The sequence below is a fragment of the Klebsiella sp. HMSC16C06 genome, from assembly GCF_001808325.1.
Lineage (GTDB): Bacteria > Pseudomonadota > Gammaproteobacteria > Enterobacterales > Enterobacteriaceae > Klebsiella > Klebsiella variicola.
Map to the genome: position 1 here is coordinate 162,127 of NZ_KV793005.1, position 15,285 is coordinate 177,411.

18 protein-coding genes and 1 other RNA gene are annotated in these 15,285 nt (G+C 55.9%); 11 read left to right on the forward strand and 8 right to left on the reverse strand.

The genetic code is table 11. The features are described 5' to 3' along the window. Positions 1-19 precede the first annotated feature (19 nt). A complete protein-coding gene (locus tag HMPREF3142_RS15675; protein WP_012540824.1) occupies positions 20-592 on the reverse strand; it encodes a flavin reductase family protein in 573 nt (190 codons plus the stop codon). Between the two features lie 210 nt (positions 593-802). On the opposite strand from HMPREF3142_RS15675, the gene HMPREF3142_RS15680 reads away from it, so the two are divergent. Next, entirely contained in the window at positions 803-1,687 is an 885-nt protein-coding gene (locus HMPREF3142_RS15680; RefSeq protein ID WP_070612212.1) for a LysR family transcriptional regulator, read from the forward strand. Positions 1,688-1,811: 124 nt separating this feature from the next. After that, positions 1,812-2,612: a hypothetical protein gene (locus tag HMPREF3142_RS15685; RefSeq protein WP_070612213.1), complete on the forward strand. Its 801-nt coding sequence runs from the start codon at positions 1,812-1,814 to the stop codon at positions 2,610-2,612. Positions 2,613-2,891: 279 nt separating this feature from the next. Here the strand turns inward: HMPREF3142_RS15685 and ssrA are convergent. After that, positions 2,892-3,254: a transfer-messenger RNA gene (gene ssrA, locus HMPREF3142_RS15690) on the reverse strand. Positions 3,255-3,397: 143 nt separating this feature from the next. Continuing rightward, complete coding sequence (gene smpB, locus HMPREF3142_RS15695) at positions 3,398-3,880, reverse strand: SsrA-binding protein SmpB (protein ID WP_002914164.1); 483 nt, start codon at positions 3,878-3,880, stop codon at positions 3,398-3,400. A gap of 149 nt (positions 3,881-4,029) precedes the next feature. Here smpB and HMPREF3142_RS15700 point away from each other — a divergent pair, with 149 nt between their 5' ends. Both HMPREF3142_RS15700 and HMPREF3142_RS15705 read left to right on the forward strand, forming a co-directional pair. After that, complete coding sequence (locus HMPREF3142_RS15700) at positions 4,030-4,467, forward strand: type II toxin-antitoxin system RatA family toxin (protein ID WP_008806099.1); 438 nt, start codon at positions 4,030-4,032, stop codon at positions 4,465-4,467. Then, positions 4,457-4,747 (forward strand): RnfH family protein, encoded by a 291-nt coding sequence (locus HMPREF3142_RS15705; protein WP_004145682.1) that lies wholly within the window; start codon positions 4,457-4,459, stop codon positions 4,745-4,747. The genes HMPREF3142_RS15700 and HMPREF3142_RS15705 overlap by 11 nt, the downstream gene beginning before the upstream one ends. A gap of 69 nt (positions 4,748-4,816) precedes the next feature. On the opposite strand, the gene bamE is transcribed toward HMPREF3142_RS15705, so the two are convergent. From bamE to nadK, 3 genes are all read right to left on the reverse strand, one after another. Then, positions 4,817-5,158 carry an outer membrane protein assembly factor BamE gene (bamE, locus tag HMPREF3142_RS15710; protein ID WP_008806098.1) on the reverse strand — a complete coding sequence of 114 codons (342 nt, stop codon included), beginning with the start codon at positions 5,156-5,158 and terminating at the stop codon, positions 4,817-4,819. A 147-nt stretch (positions 5,159-5,305) separates the two neighbouring features. After that, on the reverse strand, positions 5,306-6,967 hold the full coding sequence (gene recN / locus HMPREF3142_RS15715) for a DNA repair protein RecN (RefSeq protein ID WP_012540837.1): 1,662 nt from the start codon (positions 6,965-6,967) through the stop codon (positions 5,306-5,308). An 86-nt stretch (positions 6,968-7,053) separates the two neighbouring features. Continuing rightward, on the reverse strand, positions 7,054-7,932 hold the full coding sequence (nadK, locus tag HMPREF3142_RS15720) for an NAD(+) kinase (protein ID WP_002914158.1): 879 nt from the start codon (positions 7,930-7,932) through the stop codon (positions 7,054-7,056). A gap of 124 nt (positions 7,933-8,056) precedes the next feature. Here nadK and grpE point away from each other — a divergent pair, with 124 nt between their 5' ends. Further along, a complete protein-coding gene (grpE, locus tag HMPREF3142_RS15725) occupies positions 8,057-8,647 on the forward strand; it encodes a nucleotide exchange factor GrpE (RefSeq protein ID WP_008806096.1) in 591 nt (196 codons plus the stop codon). A 120-nt stretch (positions 8,648-8,767) separates the two neighbouring features. On the opposite strand, the gene HMPREF3142_RS15730 is transcribed toward grpE, so the two are convergent. Both HMPREF3142_RS15730 and HMPREF3142_RS15735 read right to left on the reverse strand, forming a co-directional pair. Then, positions 8,768-10,054 (reverse strand): HlyC/CorC family transporter, encoded by a 1,287-nt coding sequence (locus tag HMPREF3142_RS15730; RefSeq protein WP_070612214.1) that lies wholly within the window; start codon positions 10,052-10,054, stop codon positions 8,768-8,770. Positions 10,055-10,073: 19 nt separating this feature from the next. Further along, positions 10,074-10,865 (reverse strand): cytochrome C assembly family protein, encoded by a 792-nt coding sequence (locus HMPREF3142_RS15735; protein ID WP_002914153.1) that lies wholly within the window; start codon positions 10,863-10,865, stop codon positions 10,074-10,076. Positions 10,866-11,028: 163 nt separating this feature from the next. Here HMPREF3142_RS15735 and ffh point away from each other — a divergent pair, with 163 nt between their 5' ends. From ffh to HMPREF3142_RS15765, 6 genes are all read left to right on the forward strand, one after another. Further along, complete coding sequence (gene ffh / locus HMPREF3142_RS15740) at positions 11,029-12,393, forward strand: signal recognition particle protein (protein ID WP_002914152.1); 1,365 nt, start codon at positions 11,029-11,031, stop codon at positions 12,391-12,393. 259 nt (positions 12,394-12,652) lie between these two features. Next, positions 12,653-12,901: a 30S ribosomal protein S16 gene (rpsP, locus tag HMPREF3142_RS15745; protein WP_012540839.1), complete on the forward strand. Its 249-nt coding sequence runs from the start codon at positions 12,653-12,655 to the stop codon at positions 12,899-12,901. An 18-nt stretch (positions 12,902-12,919) separates the two neighbouring features. Next, positions 12,920-13,468, forward strand: coding sequence for a ribosome maturation factor RimM (gene rimM, locus HMPREF3142_RS15750; protein WP_008806093.1), 549 nt, complete (start codon positions 12,920-12,922; stop codon positions 13,466-13,468). A 31-nt stretch (positions 13,469-13,499) separates the two neighbouring features. Next, a complete protein-coding gene (trmD, locus tag HMPREF3142_RS15755; RefSeq protein WP_008806092.1) occupies positions 13,500-14,267 on the forward strand; it encodes a tRNA (guanosine(37)-N1)-methyltransferase TrmD in 768 nt (255 codons plus the stop codon). 39 nt (positions 14,268-14,306) lie between these two features. Then, a complete protein-coding gene (gene rplS, locus HMPREF3142_RS15760; protein WP_002914145.1) occupies positions 14,307-14,654 on the forward strand; it encodes a 50S ribosomal protein L19 in 348 nt (115 codons plus the stop codon). A 118-nt stretch (positions 14,655-14,772) separates the two neighbouring features. Next, complete coding sequence (locus HMPREF3142_RS15765; RefSeq protein ID WP_043876178.1) at positions 14,773-15,231, forward strand: DUF2946 domain-containing protein; 459 nt, start codon at positions 14,773-14,775, stop codon at positions 15,229-15,231. The last annotated feature ends 54 nt before the right edge of the window (positions 15,232-15,285 follow it).

The window sequence follows — 15,285 nt, forward strand, 5'->3', positions numbered from 1 at the left end:
TCTTCATGACCGGGGAGGATCAGTCCTGACCCGGTCCATGATCGAATTTGCTGCCTTTGCCGATGGCATAGAACTGCCCGCCTGCGACATAGTGAACGGTCCGCAGCTCGTCCGGCGCATCATCAAAAATCCAGTGTCCGTTACGGAATACCCGATCATCGCTCCAGGCGGCGACGATATCGCCCAGAAACAGATTGTGTTGCTGCTGAATGTCCGGGTAGGGCATCACTTTGCACACCAGCCAGCCCGCGCAGCCTGCCACGAGGGGGATGTCGAACCCCGGCTGATAAATGAAGGGGATGGAGTCATTTTTATCCGGCGCGTCGGCATAGCTGCGCCCGCCAGCGTAGAGGACGGTTGCCATCTGGCTGACTACGGGGATCTGCACCACGTAATAGCCGCTCTTTTCCACCAGCTGACGTGTGAAGGCCTGGGGGCCGATATAGGCCACCACTTTTCGCTCGCCTGCCAGCCCAACCCAGGCGGCTGACATGACATTTTCGACACCATCATATTTTGCGGAAATCATGGTGGTGGACCCGACCTGCAATAAACGATAGGCCTTACTTAATTCGACAGGCTGAACGGACATGGTTTTTCCTTTGTGCATGCTATTTAACGTAATGATTATCTGGATATTTATTGAGGGCATGTTCATTTTCGGGCCCCCTTCGTAATCCACCGTGCAACGATACGCCAGTCGATTAAGCGCAAAAAGGTGCGTAAATTGTTTTCATTATTCATAATTAACGAATAATCATGCCGTCTGTCGGTAAGTTGCTTGCTTCAGGAGAGAAAGAAGGTGGATCGTATCCAGGCTATGCAGATGTTTATGCGCGTCGCGGAGGCAGCGAGCTTCGTGCGTGCCGCGGAAACCCTTTCCCTGCCTGCCTCCACTGTCACCAGTACCATTAAAAACCTTGAGAAATACCTGAAGGTGCGGCTGCTGAACCGGACCACAAGGCGGGTGAGCCTTACCCCGGAAGGGATGCAGTATCTGGCGCAGTGCCGGGAAATTCTCGCCCTCATCGAACATAGTGAATCCACCCTGAGCGAGTCTGTCGCGCGGCCTCAGGGGCGCCTGCGGGTTGATATGCCCGCGGGCATCGCGCATTTCATCGTCATGCCGCATCTGCCGGACTTTTACCGGCGCTATCCCGATATCTACCTGATGATCGGCGTCAGCGATCGCCAGGTCGATCTCATTCAGGAAGGCGTCGACTGCGTGATACGCATGGGAGAGCTGAACAACTCCAGCCTGGTGGCCCGCCCTCTGGGCCGCTTTCGCTGGGTAACCTGCGCGTCGCCGGACTATCTCAGGGAATATGGCGTGCCGTCGTCACCGGAGGCGCTCTCTCAGCACCGGACTGTGCATTATTTCTCCGGTCAGGCGAGGCGGGCCGATGAGTTCCGCTTCGTTCGCCACGGGGAGACCTTTTCTGTACCCGTCAGCGGCAACGCCGCGGTGAATGAAACGGGACTCTATATAAAAATGTGCCTGGCGGGCTTCGGGCTGGCGCAGCTGGCGGAGAATATCGTTGCTGACCATCTGCAGGAGGGGAGGCTGGTGGAAGTGCTGACGGACTGGCAGCCGTCCCCGGTACCCGTCACATTGCTCTATCCGCACCAGCGCTTTCTCTCTCCCGCCGTGCGGGCGTTTGCTGAGTGGATGAGCGAGGTGGTCTGAGGGAGGTATTGCTTGCATTTAGCGCTTCGCGATGGAGCGTAGGGTTCCAGCAGAAATATCTGGTCTGCTGATGAATCGCTCGATATTCTGTAATGCTTTGTCTTTTTTGTGAACAGGAAAAAGTATGCTTAATACGCTACCCGATTTACACAGAAGTTTTGCAGAGCAACTGAAGCTTAAATTACAGTCTGATTCGCGGATCCACTCCCTTCTCGCCGGCGGCTCGTTTATCCATGGCGGGTTTGATCAATACTCCGATCTGGATTTCGTGGTGGTGGTCGACCCTCTCTATTATGACGAAATCATGGCTCAGCGTATGGCGTTCGCCGGAACGCTCGGCCATCTGCTACATGCTTTCACCGGGGAACACGTCGGTGAGCCTCGCCTGCTGATCTGCCTGTTTGGCCCGGAACTTCTGCATGTCGATCTGAAATTTATCACCCTGGACATGCTCACTCAGCGCGTTGAGGAGCCTGCCGTGCTATTTACCCGTGATAGCGATGCTCTCGAGCGACAGCTGGCAAAATTTAGCGCGCACTGGCCGAACATGACGCCGGAGTGGTTTGAGTCCCGAGCCTGGATCTGGCTGCATTATGCCGTGGTTAAACTGGGCAGGGGCGAACTCTTCGAAGCGCTGGGGATGCTGTCTTTCTTCCGGGAACAAGTGCTGGGGCCGATGCTGTTCCGTCGCGCCAATCTACCGCAACGCGGCGTTCGCCGAATAGAAGCCCTCGGCATTGATCCCGATGGCCTGCTGACTTCCACCCTGGCAACACACGATCGTCACTCCGTCGGGATTGCCATTCGAAGAGCTGCTGACGCTTATGTCACTCTGCGGGCTGATGCGCTGCCTGACAATATCGCAGACGATGCGGCGCGTCGGGCGGTCCTTGCCATGCTGGACGCGTATTCTGACAAGGGGTAAATCTATCCCTCCGGCCGCGGACGCGGCCGGAGTGTGAAAAGGTTGTGCGAGTGTCGTGGGAGGTCTAGTTCTGAGAGGGGGGGTTGGCGGGTAATTGGTAGCGCGAAAACAACAGAGCTTTTCGTTTGGTCTATCAATGGGCCTAAAAGGTTCGGATTTAATGAGTTCTCTTCGGAGGTCGTGGGAAAAATTGCAGACACAAAAAAGCCCGCAGGGCTTACGCCGTGCGGGCTCTTAGGACTTCATCGGATGACTCTGGTAATCACCGATGGAGAATTTTGGTGGAGCTGGCGGGAGTTGAACCCGCGTCCGAAATTCCTACATCCTCGGCACTACATGCTTAGTCAGTCTTTACATTCGCTTGCCAGCTGCGGACAGACACGCCACTAACAAACTAGCCTGATTAGATTTAACGCTTCAACCCCAGGCAGGGCATCCACGCGATCTCTTTTGGGTTTGACCTCTCTTTGATCCCCGTCTTAAGAGCGGAAGCTAGGGAGAGAGGGCTCAGAGCAGGTTATTAAGCTGCTAAAGCGTAGTTTTCGTCGTTTGCGACTATTTTTTGCGGCTTTTTACGAGGCCAACCGCCCCTCGGCATGCACCTTGGGTTTCGCAAATCCCGTCGAATCCAGAATCAGCCCCAATGTGTAGGTCAAGTATAACAGATTTGTGAATGTCGTTACCAGCCCCATCACGCAGGATTATTTCAGCAGGGTGGACGAAAAAGCAGCATCAACAAGGATATAGCGTAAGGGCCAGCGAGAGCTGGCCCTCAGGGGAGGGGGTTAGCGTCCGGCGTGCTTCATAATACGCGCCTTATCCAGCGCCCATTCACGATCCTTCAGGTCGGTACGCTTGTCGTGCTGTTTCTTACCTTTGGCGACGCCGATTTTCACTTTGCACCAGGCGTTCTTCCAGTACAGTGACAGGGCGACGACAGTGTAACCTTCGCGGTTAATGCGGCCGTACAGCGTGTCCAGCTCACGCTGGTTAAGCAGCAGCTTACGAGTGCGCGTCGGGTCGCACACATAGTGGGTGGAAGCCACGGCCATGGGCGTAAAGTTGGCGCCGAACAGGAAGGCTTCGCCATCCTTCAGGATGACATAGCTATCGCCGATGTTGGCTTTGCCTGCACGCAGGGATTTGACTTCCCAGCCCTGCAGGGCGAGACCAGCCTCGTATTCATCTTCGATAAAGTATTCGTGACGGGCGCGTTTATTCAGCGCAATGGTGGCTGATCCAGGTTTGTGGGCTTTTTTCTTAGTCATAATGTCCTGAAGTCATCGTCTTATACACAGTTACCTCGATCGCATCCTGCGAGGTGTACTGCGCATCTTAGCACGAGTTGCGGCACAGCGTTTTTTTTAGCAGCAGATAAATGATATTATTTGCACTGTGTTTAAATGTGGAACCTGCTATGCCTCAGATTAGCCGTACTGCGCTGGTGCCTTTCAGCGCGGAACAGATGTATCAACTGGTAAACGATGTGAAGTCCTATCCTGATTTTCTGCCAGGCTGCACCGGTAGCCGCGTGCTGGAATTCGGGCCGACGCAAATGACGGCGGCGGTTGATGTGTCCAAAGCCGGCATCAGTAAGACCTTCACGACCCGGAATACACTGACCAGCAACCAGAGCATTTTGATGAGCCTGGTGGATGGCCCGTTCAAGAAGCTGATTGGCGGCTGGAAGTTTATTCCGCTGAGCCCCGAGGCGTGCAAAATCGAGTTCCATCTCGATTTTGAGTTTACCAATAAGCTGATTGAGATGGCCTTTGGCCGGGTCTTCAAAGAGCTGGCCGCCAACATGGTGCAGGCGTTCACTTCGCGCGCCAAAGAGGTCTACAGTGCCAGCTAATATTCGTGTTGAAGTCGCCTACGCGCTGCCTGAAAAGCAGTATTTGCAGCGAGTCACCCTGGATGAGGGAGCGACGGTCGAGCAGGCGATTATCGCCAGCGGGCTATTGGCCTTGCGTGATGATATCGATCTGGCGAAGAACAAGCTGGGTATCTACAGTCGTCCGGTTAAGCTGCATGACGAAGTTCACGACGGCGACCGGGTCGAAATCTATCGCCCGCTGATCGCAGACCCGAAAGAACTGCGTCGCCAGCGGGCAGAGAAAAGCGCTGCGAAGTAACCCACAGCAGCAGACCGGCTATCAGCCATAAAAAAAGCGCTCACTGAGCGCTTTTTGCTTTTCCGGGCCTTACTGACTGGTCAGCGCGGGCTTGTTATCAATGTTGGTTAACACGCCGCCGCTGTTGAAGGTCAGGGTCAGGGTCTGCTGAGTCACTTTCTCGTGGCCCGGCTCCTGACGGAATACATAGAACCAGGTGTTGGTGCCGAACGGATCCGACATCATTGGCGTTCCGAGAGCATAAGCAACCTGCTGTTGCGTCATACCGACACGAATTTTTGCTACATCGTTAGGTGCCAGATAGTTACCCTGGTTGATGTCAGGACGGTAAACCACTCGTTCCAGAGTGGAACAGCCTGCGGTCAACATAAGAAGAACCGCTGCGGCAGCAGTCAGCGTTTTACAGCGCATAGTGATTTGATTCCTTTTTGGGCCCGAGCAGTACGTGGCTCATCTGTAATATGCCGATAATAATAGACCTTCGCGCCGATGGAAACCTCCGGCTGCAGGTCAGCAGGCAATTTGCTGTTCACTATGACCCTGTGAAAATCAAAAAGTTTACGCCGCAAGCAACTCTTTCGCGTTCGCCAGGGTGTTGCGCGTGACCTCGCTGCCGCCCAGCAGGCGAGCCAGCTCCTGCAGACGAGCGCGCTTATCCAGCGGCTGCATATGGGTTTCGGTCATCTCGCCATCGGTCTCTTTGCAGACAAAGAAATGATGGTGGCCGCAGCCCGCAACCTGCGGCAGGTGGGTCACGCACATCACCTGCGTGGACTCGCCCAGCTGGCGCAGCAGCTTGCCGACCACGGCGGCGGTCGGGCCGCTGATGCCGACGTCCACTTCGTCGAAGATCAGCGCCGGGGTTTCCATTTTACGCGCGGTGATCACCTGAATCGCCAGCGCAATACGCGACAGTTCGCCGCCGGAGGCTACTTTCGCGATCGGCTGCAGCGGCTGACCGGGGTTAGTGGTGACGCGGAACTCAATATGATCGGCGCCGTCGGCGGTGAGATGGCGTTCATCGAAAGCGACCTCAATCGCGAAGATTCCGTGCGGCATCGAAAGTGAGTGCATACTCTCGGTGATAAGCTGGGTCAGCTCGTCGGCGCTGGCCTGGCGCAGGGCGTGCAGCTGACGCGCGGTCTCCAGCGCCAGCTGATGATGTTCGACCACCTGCTGGCTGAGGGATTCCAGCGAGCCGGCGCTATCGTCCAGCAGACGCTGCTCTTCCAGCATCGCCTGATAAACCGCCGGCAGCTCTTCCGGCATTACCTGGTGTTTACGCGCCAGCGCGATTTGCCGGGAAATCCGCTGCTCAAGTTCGAACAGACGGTTCGGATCGAGATCCAGACGGTCGTGATAGTGGCGCAGCTCGTCGCTGGCCTCGCTGAGCTGAATGGCCGCCTCTTCCAGCATATCCAGCACGCCGGAAAGCTTGCTGTCCATACCCACCAGCTCGCTGACCAGCTGCTTCGCGGTATAAAGCAGGCTCTGCAGATTGGCCTCTTCGCCGTCCGCTAGTACCGTCAGGGCGTGCTGGCAGGTGCTGAGCAGCTGGCCGCTGTTGGCCAGACGCTTGTACTCTTCGTCAATCTGCTCGAATTCTCCCGGCAGCGGGTTAAATTCGTTCAGCTCTTTAAGCTGGTACTGCAGCAGATCGGCGCGGGCGGCGCGCTCCTGGCTCTGCTGCTGGTGCAGGGCCAGCTCGCGGCAACTCTGGTGCCACTGGCGGTAATGCTCGGCCATGCGCTGAGTGAGCGCATACTCACCGGTATAGCCGTCGAGCAGCGTTTTCTGGTGTTCGGGTTTGGTCAACAGCTGGTGCGCATGCTGGCCGTGGATCTGGATCAGCAGCTGGCCCAGCTCGCGCAGCTGCGAGAGCGGGACGGCGGTGCCGTTGATAAAGCCGCGCGAACGGCCGTCGGCGCTGATCACCCGGCGAAGTAAACACTCACGCCCGCTCTCCAGCTGGTTCTCTTCCAGCCAGCGCTGGGCGGCCGGGGTATCTTTCAGCGCGAAGCGCGCGCACAGGTCGGCGCGGGTGGCGCCGCGACGCACCATGTCGGCTTCCGCTCTGCCGCCGAGGCACAGCCCCAGCGCATCGATGGCAATGGATTTCCCGGCGCCGGTTTCCCCGGTGATGGCGGTCATACCGCTGTGGAAATCAATTTCCAGTTCACGAACGATAGCAAAATTACTGATGGTGAGTTGCGCCAACATAGCTGCCTTCCTGTATGAAAAACCAATACTGTGTTTTCGTACAGTATAGACTGGTTTTTTATCCAGTAAAGAGGCAGCGATGTAAATCAGAACAATTTTTTCGACCAGCCGAGCTTGGTGCTTAATGTATTGAAATAGCTGTAATCTTTAGGGTGAATTAGATTGAGGTGATAATCACAGCGGCGAATGAGAACGTCTTCGCCATCCTGAATCGGCAGGGCAATCTGGCTGTCGCAGCTGATCTCCAGATCGCTGCAGCGATGAGAGAAGCGCAGGCGGATGGTGCTGTCGCCGTTGATCACCAGCGGTCGCGCTGAAAGGGTGTGCGGGAACATCGGCACCAGGGTGATAGCGTCCAGCGACGGCGTGAGGATCGGGCCGCCGGCCGACAATGAATAAGCGGTGGAGCCGGTCGGGGTGGAGATTATCAGGCCATCAGAGCGCTGAGAGAACGCAAAGACTTCGTCGATATAGACTTCAAACTCAATCATATGCGCCACTTTGCCGGGGTGCAGCACTACTTCGTTGATGGCGGTGCTGATGCGTTTCTGGCAATCCTGCTGGCACACCTGGGCCTCCAGCAGAAAGCGTTTCTCGGCGATGTAGTGGCCTTCCAGCACGTCGGCGAGCTGCTGCAGGGCGTTGTCCGGGTCAAGGTCGGTGAGAAAGCCGAGGTTGCCGCGGTTAATGCCGATGACGTTAATGTCGTAACGGGCCAGGGTCCGCGCCGCGCCGAGCATATTGCCGTCGCCGCCCACCACCACCGCGAGGTCGGCCTGTTGGCCAATCTCCGCCAGCGTGCCGGTTTTCACGTTGCTGAGCTGAAGTTCATGGGCGATCTGCTGTTCAACCAGCACTTCATACCCTTTGCTGCACAGCCAGCGCCAGAGCATTTCATGTGTGGTCAGGGCGGTGGGGTGACGAGGATGTCCCACAATGCCGATACACTTGAAATGGTTCTTCATGATCTGGATGTCCTTGCGTTAAATGAAATAGTGACAATCTGTCCGCTTCCCTTGAAACCCGGAAACTGATCCCCATAATAAGCGAAGTTAGCGAGATGAATGCGAAAAAAACGCGGAGAAATTCATGAGTAGTAAAGAACAGAAAACGCCTGAGGGGCAAGCCCCGGAAGAAATTATCACGGAGCAGCACGACGACGTTGAGGCAGTAGAGCCTGAAGTTTCGGCTGAGCAGGTGGATCCGCGCGATGAAAAAATTGCGAATCTGGAAGCCCAGCTGGCTGAAGCGCAGAAACGTGAACGTGAAGTGATGCTGCGTGCCAAAGCCGACGAAGATAACCTGCGTCGCCGTACCGAGCAGGATATCGAGAAAGCGCACAAATTCGCGCTGGAAAAATTCGTCAATGAACTGCTGCCGGTGATCGACAGCCTGGACCGCGCGCTGGAAGTGGCCGACAAGGCTAACCCGGACCTGGCGCCGATGGTGGAAGGGATCGAACTGACCCTGAAATCCATGCTGGACGTGGTGCGTAAGTTCGGCGTGGAAGTGATCGCCGACACCAACGTTCCGCTGGATCCGAACGTCCACCAGGCCATTGCGATGGTCGAATCTGAAGACGTGGCGGCGGGCAACGTGCTGGCCGTGATGCAGAAAGGTTATACCCTGAACGGCCGTACTATTCGCGCCGCGATGGTGACGGTAGCGAAAGCGAAATAACGTCTGCTGCATTGCTCAACGGCTGCCCGCGGGCGGCCGTTTTTTTATGCCACCGCTCCCGGCGCGAGATAAAAAAACGGCGGGCCGCAGCCCACCGTGATGTTAATTCCTTCGCTCGCGCTACTCCGCGACGCTCTCGCGTAATGATTTCACCGGCATCACTTTCACCTGTTTGATCATGTTGTCCTGCACGTCGAGGATATCTATATCGTACTGCTCAATGCGCACGCGGGTGCCCGGGACCGGGATCTCTTCCAGCGCTTCGAGGATGATACCGTTGACGGTGCGCGCTTCATCTTCCGGCAGGTGCCAGTTAAACGCTTTGTTGATTTCGCGAACGTTGGCGCTGCCGTCGATAATCACCGTGCCGTCGTTAAGCGGGGTCACTTCCTCCGCCAGGGTGGGTGACATGGAGGTGGTGAAGTCGCCGACAATCTCTTCAAGAATATCTTCGACGGTGACCAGCCCCTGAATATCGCCGTATTCATCGACCACCAGACCGACTTTCTTTTTATTGCGCTGAAATTTCACCAGCTGGGTGCTGAGCGGCGTCCCTTCCGGAACAAAGTAGATCTCATCTGCCGCCCGCAGCATGATCTCTTTTGTGAACTCTTTCTTCTCCGTCATCAGACGGTAGGCTTCGCGAACGCGCAGCATGCTGATGGCATCGTCCAGTGAATCGCGGTAGAGCACGATGCGGCCATGCGGCGAGTGGGTCAGCTGGCGGACGATAGATTTCCAGTCATCATTGATGTCGATGCCGACAATCTCATTGCGCGGCACCATAATGTCGTTAACGCTGACTTTTTCCAGATCCAGGACCGACAGCAGCATATCCTGGTTGCGCCGTGAGATTTGTGAACGGGATTCATTCACAATCGTGCGCAGTTCATCTTTGCTCAAAGCGCTGCTGATGACGGTATCGGTGCGGATGCCCATCATGCGCATCAGCATGCGGGTGATGGTATTCAGCAGCCACACCAGCGGCATCATCAGCACCTGCAGGGGCGCCAGCAGGAAGCTGCTGGGGTAGGCGACCTTTTCCGGATAGAGCGCGGCGATGGTCCTCGGCAGCACCTCGGCAAATACCAGTACCACAAAGGTGAGCACGCCAGTGGCGATCGCGACGCCGGCGTCGCCGTACAGGCGCATGCCGACGATGGTGCCCAGCGCCGAGGCGAGAATGTTGACGAGGTTATTGCCGATGAGCACGAGGCTAATCAGGCGGTCCGGCTTGCGCAGCAGCTTCTCCACGCGCTTGGCGGGGCGGTTGCCTTGTTTCGCCATATGACGCAGCCGATAGCGGTTCAGCGTCATCATGCCGGTTTCGGAGCCGGAGAAATAGGCAGAGATAATCACCATGACGATCAGCGTTATGATCAGCGTGGTGGTGGAGATATGTTCCACGTAGGATTCCTTAAAAGACTTAGCTCACGAACTGCTGCAGCACGCGGCTACCAAAATAGGCCAGCGTCAGCAGACCGGCGCCAGCGACGCTGAACCAGACCACGCGACGTCCGCGCCACCCTTCATGATAGTGGCCCCACAGCAGAACGATATAGACGAACCACGCAATAATCGACAGCACCGCTTTATCAATGTTTTCGCTGCTGAACAGATTGTGCATATAGAACAGGCCGCTGCACAGCGTCAGAGTCAGCAGCACCACGCCGACCTGGGTGATGTGGAACATTTTGCGCTCGATGCTCATCAGCGGCGGCATTTCGCTGCTGAAGGCCAGCTTTTTATTCTTTAACTGGTAGTCGATCCACGCCAGCTGCAGCGCATACAGCGCGGCGATGATCAGCGTGGCGTACGAGAAGAGCGACAGGCCGATATGCACCAGCATCCCCGGGGTGGTTTCAAGGTGGGTGATATATTCGTTAGGCACGAAAGTGGCGAAGGCCAGATTGATCAGCGCGAAGGCATAGACGATAGGCAGCAGCAGCCAGCCGCGATTGCGCGAGGCCACGATAGTCATCACCGTACAGATCATCAGGCTGACCAGCGACCCGACGTTCAGTAAGCTGAGGTTTTGCCCGCTCTCGCCGCCGGGGAATATCCGTGCTTCCAGCGCAAAAGCATGGCAGATCAACGCGATAGTCGCAGATAAAATCGCCATTCGCCGCCAGCTGCTGTTTTTTTGCAGCAAGCCGGGGATAATCAGCGCGAGGCTGACGGAGTAGGCGACAAGGGCGAGTAGAGCAAAAACAGGCATAGGTGTCGGCTGTTGGCTAAATAAGAAAGAGAAGCAGTATAACGTCAGCAGGCCTCTGCTCCAACCGTTGCAGCACATTCAGATTGATGTCGTGTTATACTCCGCCACATTCGTTTTGTGTGTCGCTGCGGCGACCGACCGTTTCCACCTCAGGCGAGAGACAATGTTTGATAATTTAACCGATCGTTTGTCGCGTACGCTGCGCAACATTAGCGGCCGCGGACGCCTTACAGAAGACAATATTAAAGACACCCTGCGCGAAGTGCGCATGGCGCTGCTGGAAGCGGACGTTGCGCTTCCGGTGGTTCGTGATTTCATCAGCCGCGTGAAAGAGAGCGCGGTCGGCCATGAAGTCAATAAAAGCCTGACCCCGGGTCAGGAGTTCGTCAAAATCGTCCGCAACGAGCTGGTGGCGGCGATGGGCGAAGAGAACCAGACGCTCGACCTGGCCGCGCAGCCGCCGGCCGTGGTGCTGATGGCGGGTCTGCAGGGTGCCGGTAAAACCACCAGCGTCGGTAAGCTGGGGAAATTCCTGCGCGAGAAGCACAAGAAGAAAGTGCTGGTCGTTTCCGCGGACGTTTACCGCCCGGCGGCGATCAAACAGCTGGAAACCCTGGCCGAGCAGGTCGGCGTCGATTTCTTCCCGTCTGACGTCGGCCAGAAGCCGGTGGATATCGTCAATGCGGCGCTGAAAGAAGCGAAACTCAAATTCTACGACGTGCTGCTGGTGGATACCGCCGGTCGTCTGCACGTTGACGAAGCGATGATGGACGAAATCAAGCACGTCCACGCCGCCATTAACCCGGTTGAAACCCTGTTCGTCGTCGATGCGATGACCGGTCAGGATGCGGCGAATACCGCGAAGGCCTTTAACGAAGCGCTGCCGCTGACCGGCGTGGTGCTGACTAAAGTGGACGGCGACGCCCGCGGCGGCGCGGCGCTGTCGATTCGCCATATTACCGGCAAACCGATTAAATTCCTCGGCGTCGGCGAGAAAACCGAAGCGCTGGAGCCGTTCCATCCGGACCGCGTCGCTTCCCGCATCCTCGGCATGGGCGACGTGCTGTCGCTGATCGAAGATATCGAGAGCAAAGTTGACCGCGCGCAGGCCGAGAAGCTGGCCTCCAAACTGAAGAAAGGCGACGGTTTCGATCTGACGGACTTCCTTGAGCAGCTGCGTCAGATGAAAAACATGGGCGGCATGGCCAGCCTGATGGGCAAGCTGCCGGGTATGGGCCAGATCCCGGACAACGTGAAAGCGCAGATGGACGACAAAGTGCTGGTGCGTATGGAAGCCATCATCAACTCGATGACCCTGAAAGAGCGCGCCAAACCGGAAATCATCAAAGGTTCACGTAAGCGCCGTATCGCCGCCGGCTGCGGGATGCAGGTGCAGGATGTGAACCGTCTGCTCAAGCAGTTCGACGACATGCAGCGCATGATGAAGAAGATGAAGTCGAAAGGCGGCATGATGAAGATGATGCGCGGGATGAAAGGGATGATGCCGCCAGGCTTCCCGGGCCGTTAAAAACAAGGGTATAAGGCTATCTTGTTTGCCATTTTAGCGCCGGGGTGTGCTCGCCATCCTCACGTACTACCTGTACGTTCCAGTGGTTGCGCGCACGCCGGTACTAAACAGGCTGCACCGCCGACGGCCTTTTACAGCAGACTTATCAACTGCTGATTGCATTTTCCCCAGAAATCAGTAAAATTTTCGGGCTTTTAATATGACACCGGGCTCCGTTCCTCGATGGGGCCCGGTTGTTTTATTCACACAAGAGGATGTTATGGTAACTATTCGTTTAGCACGTCACGGCGCTAAAAAGCGTCCGTTCTACCAGGTTGTTGTCACCGACAGCCGTAATGCACGCAACGGTCGCTTCATCGAGCGCGTTGGTTTCTTCAACCCGATCGCTAGCGGCGCGGAAGAAGAAACTCGCCTGGATCTGGATCGTATCGCTCACTGGGTTGGCCTGGGCGCTACTGTTTCCGATCGCGTTGCCGCGCTGATCAAAGCCGCTAACAAAGCAGCTTAATCTGTCACGGTGGTCATGATGAGCAAGCAACACACCGCACAAGCACCTGTTGATCCGATCGTATTGGGGAAAATGGGTTCTTCCTACGGTATCCGTGGTTGGCTCAGAGTGTTTTCCTCCACCGAAGACGCCGAAAGCATTTTTGACTATCAGCCCTGGTTAATCCAGAAGGCGGGTCAGTGGCAGGTTGTTGAGCTGGAAGGCTGGCGCCACCACAATCAGGACATCATCATCAAGCTGAAAGGCGTTGACGATCGTGATGCCGCGAATCTACTGACTAATTGCGAAATTATCGTGGATTCATCGCAGTTGCCGGAGCTGGAAGAGGGTGACTACTACTGGAAAGACCTGATGGGCTGCCAGGTAGTTACGACGGAAGGCTATAGCCTCGGTAAAGTCATTGATATGATGGAAACCGGGTCTAATGACGTACTCGTCATCAAGGCAAACCTGAAAGATGCATTTGGCATCAAGGAGCGGTTGGTTCCGTTCCTCGATGGGCAGGTTATCAAGAAAGTCGATCTCACTACGCGTACTATCGAAGTAGATTGGGATCCTGGTTTTTAAATTCTCCGGATAAACGGTAAAAGACGGCGCTATGTGGATTGGCATAATTAGCCTGTTTCCTGAAATGTTCCGCGCAATTACCGATTACGGGGTAACTGGCCGGGCAGTAAAAAATGGCCTGCTGAGCATCGAAAGCTGGAGTCCTCGCGACTTCGCTCATGACCGGCACCGTACCGTGGACGATCGTCCTTACGGCGGCGGACCGGGGATGCTAATGATGGTGCAACCTTTACGGGATGCTATTCATGCAGCAAAAGCCGCGGCAGGTGAAGGCGCGAAGGTGATTTATCTGTCACCTCAGGGACGCAAGCTTGATCAAGCGGGCGTCAGCGAACTGGCAACGAATCAGAAACTGATTCTGGTGTGCGGTCGCTACGAAGGGATAGACGAGCGCGTAATCCAAACCGAAATTGACGAAGAATGGTCAATCGGCGATTACGTTCTCAGCGGTGGTGAGTTACCGGCAATGACGCTGATTGACTCCGTTTCCCGGTTCATTCCGGGAGTACTGGGCCATGAAGCTTCGGCAACGGAAGATTCCTTTGCTGATGGGTTGCTGGATTGCCCGCACTATACCCGTCCTGAAGTGTTAGAAGAGATGGAAGTACCGCCAGTATTGCTGTCGGGAAACCATGCTGAGATACGTCGCTGGCGTCTGAAGCAGTCGCTGGGCCGCACCTGGCTTAGAAGACCTGAACTTCTGGAAAACCTGGCTCTGACTGAAGAGCAAGCAAAGTTGCTGGCGCAGTTCAAAAGCGAACACGCGCAACAGCAGCATAAACATGATGGGCAGGCGTGAGCCCCCAATATCAGTTTACCCAGGATAAGAGATTAAATTATGAGCAACATTATTAAGCAACTTGAACAAGAACAGATGAAGCAGGACGTACCTTCCTTCCGTCCGGGTGATACCGTGGAAGTGAAAGTATGGGTTGTTGAAGGTTCCAAAAAACGTCTGCAGGCATTCGAGGGCGTGGTTATCGCTATTCGTAACCGCGGTCTGCACTCTGCATTCACTGTTCGCAAAATTTCCAACGGCGAAGGCGTTGAGCGTGTCTTCCAGACTCACTCTCCGGTAGTTGACAGCATTGCTGTTAAACGTCGTGGTGCTGTACGTAAAGCTAAACTGTACTACCTGCGTGAGCGTACTGGTAAGTCTGCTCGTATCAAAGAGCGTCTTAACTAAGATTCGCTTTCGCGACATCCTGACAGAAGGGCTGGCCAGATGGCTGGCCCTTTTTTTATCTTTGTTGTAACCATCGTGATGTAAATCATTTACAATACGCCCTCTATTCGGAGGGGCGGTGGTCAGCAACAGTTTCCAGCAAACGACACCTAAACGGCGAGCCGCCTGGCTGGCACTGTTGGCGATCCTGTTGATCGTCGTGGCCCCCCTGATCTCCATCTCCCTGCAAAAAGACCCCATGAGCGCGATGCCCGGCATGCATCACGCCATGATGATGGACAGCTCGTCCGCGAGCATGGCGCAAATGCCCGACCACGAGATGGCGATGATGCATAGCACAGACGGCGCCACGCATACCGGACACGAACTGCCGCTGGACCATGCCGAAGCGTGTGGCTATTGCGTGCTGTTAGCCCATGTCCCGGGGCTGCTTTTCGCGCTGGCGCTGTTCGTCGCCATGCTCCTGCGGCGTATTCGCCTGCCGGCTTCTCGCCCGGTATTAAAACACTGGCACTACTTCCCCTGGCTCTACCCTGAAACCCGCGCCCCGCCGCGGCTGTCTGCTTTTTCCCTTTAATAAAAATCAATCTGCGCACGGCGCAATAACCTCTTTTGCTTTAAAAAAGGAAGA

Excerpts from the sequence above, each read along its gene's own strand:
- HMPREF3142_RS15685 (WP_070612213.1), top strand. The coding sequence starts at position 1,812 with ATGCTTAATACGCTACCCGATTTACACAGAAGTTTTGCAGAGCAACTG.
- bamE (WP_008806098.1), bottom strand. The coding sequence starts at position 5,158 with ATGCGCTGTAAAACGCTGACTGCTGCCGCAGCGGTTCTTCTTATGTTG.
- smpB (WP_002914164.1), bottom strand. The coding sequence starts at position 3,880 with ATGACTAAGAAAAAAGCCCACAAACCTGGATCAGCCACCATTGCGCTG.
- ffh (WP_002914152.1), top strand. The coding sequence starts at position 11,029 with ATGTTTGATAATTTAACCGATCGTTTGTCGCGTACGCTGCGCAACATT.
- rpsP (WP_012540839.1), top strand. The coding sequence starts at position 12,653 with ATGGTAACTATTCGTTTAGCACGTCACGGCGCTAAAAAGCGTCCGTTC.
- HMPREF3142_RS15675 (WP_012540824.1), bottom strand. The coding sequence starts at position 592 with ATGTCCGTTCAGCCTGTCGAATTAAGTAAGGCCTATCGTTTATTGCAG.
- trmD (WP_008806092.1), top strand. The coding sequence starts at position 13,500 with ATGTGGATTGGCATAATTAGCCTGTTTCCTGAAATGTTCCGCGCAATT.
- HMPREF3142_RS15735 (WP_002914153.1), bottom strand. The coding sequence starts at position 10,865 with ATGCCTGTTTTTGCTCTACTCGCCCTTGTCGCCTACTCCGTCAGCCTC.
- HMPREF3142_RS15700 (WP_008806099.1), top strand. The coding sequence starts at position 4,030 with ATGCCTCAGATTAGCCGTACTGCGCTGGTGCCTTTCAGCGCGGAACAG.
- nadK (WP_002914158.1), bottom strand. The coding sequence starts at position 7,932 with ATGAAGAACCATTTCAAGTGTATCGGCATTGTGGGACATCCTCGTCAC.
- rplS (WP_002914145.1), top strand. The coding sequence starts at position 14,307 with ATGAGCAACATTATTAAGCAACTTGAACAAGAACAGATGAAGCAGGAC.
- recN (WP_012540837.1), bottom strand. The coding sequence starts at position 6,967 with ATGTTGGCGCAACTCACCATCAGTAATTTTGCTATCGTTCGTGAACTG.
- rimM (WP_008806093.1), top strand. The coding sequence starts at position 12,920 with ATGAGCAAGCAACACACCGCACAAGCACCTGTTGATCCGATCGTATTG.
- grpE (WP_008806096.1), top strand. The coding sequence starts at position 8,057 with ATGAGTAGTAAAGAACAGAAAACGCCTGAGGGGCAAGCCCCGGAAGAA.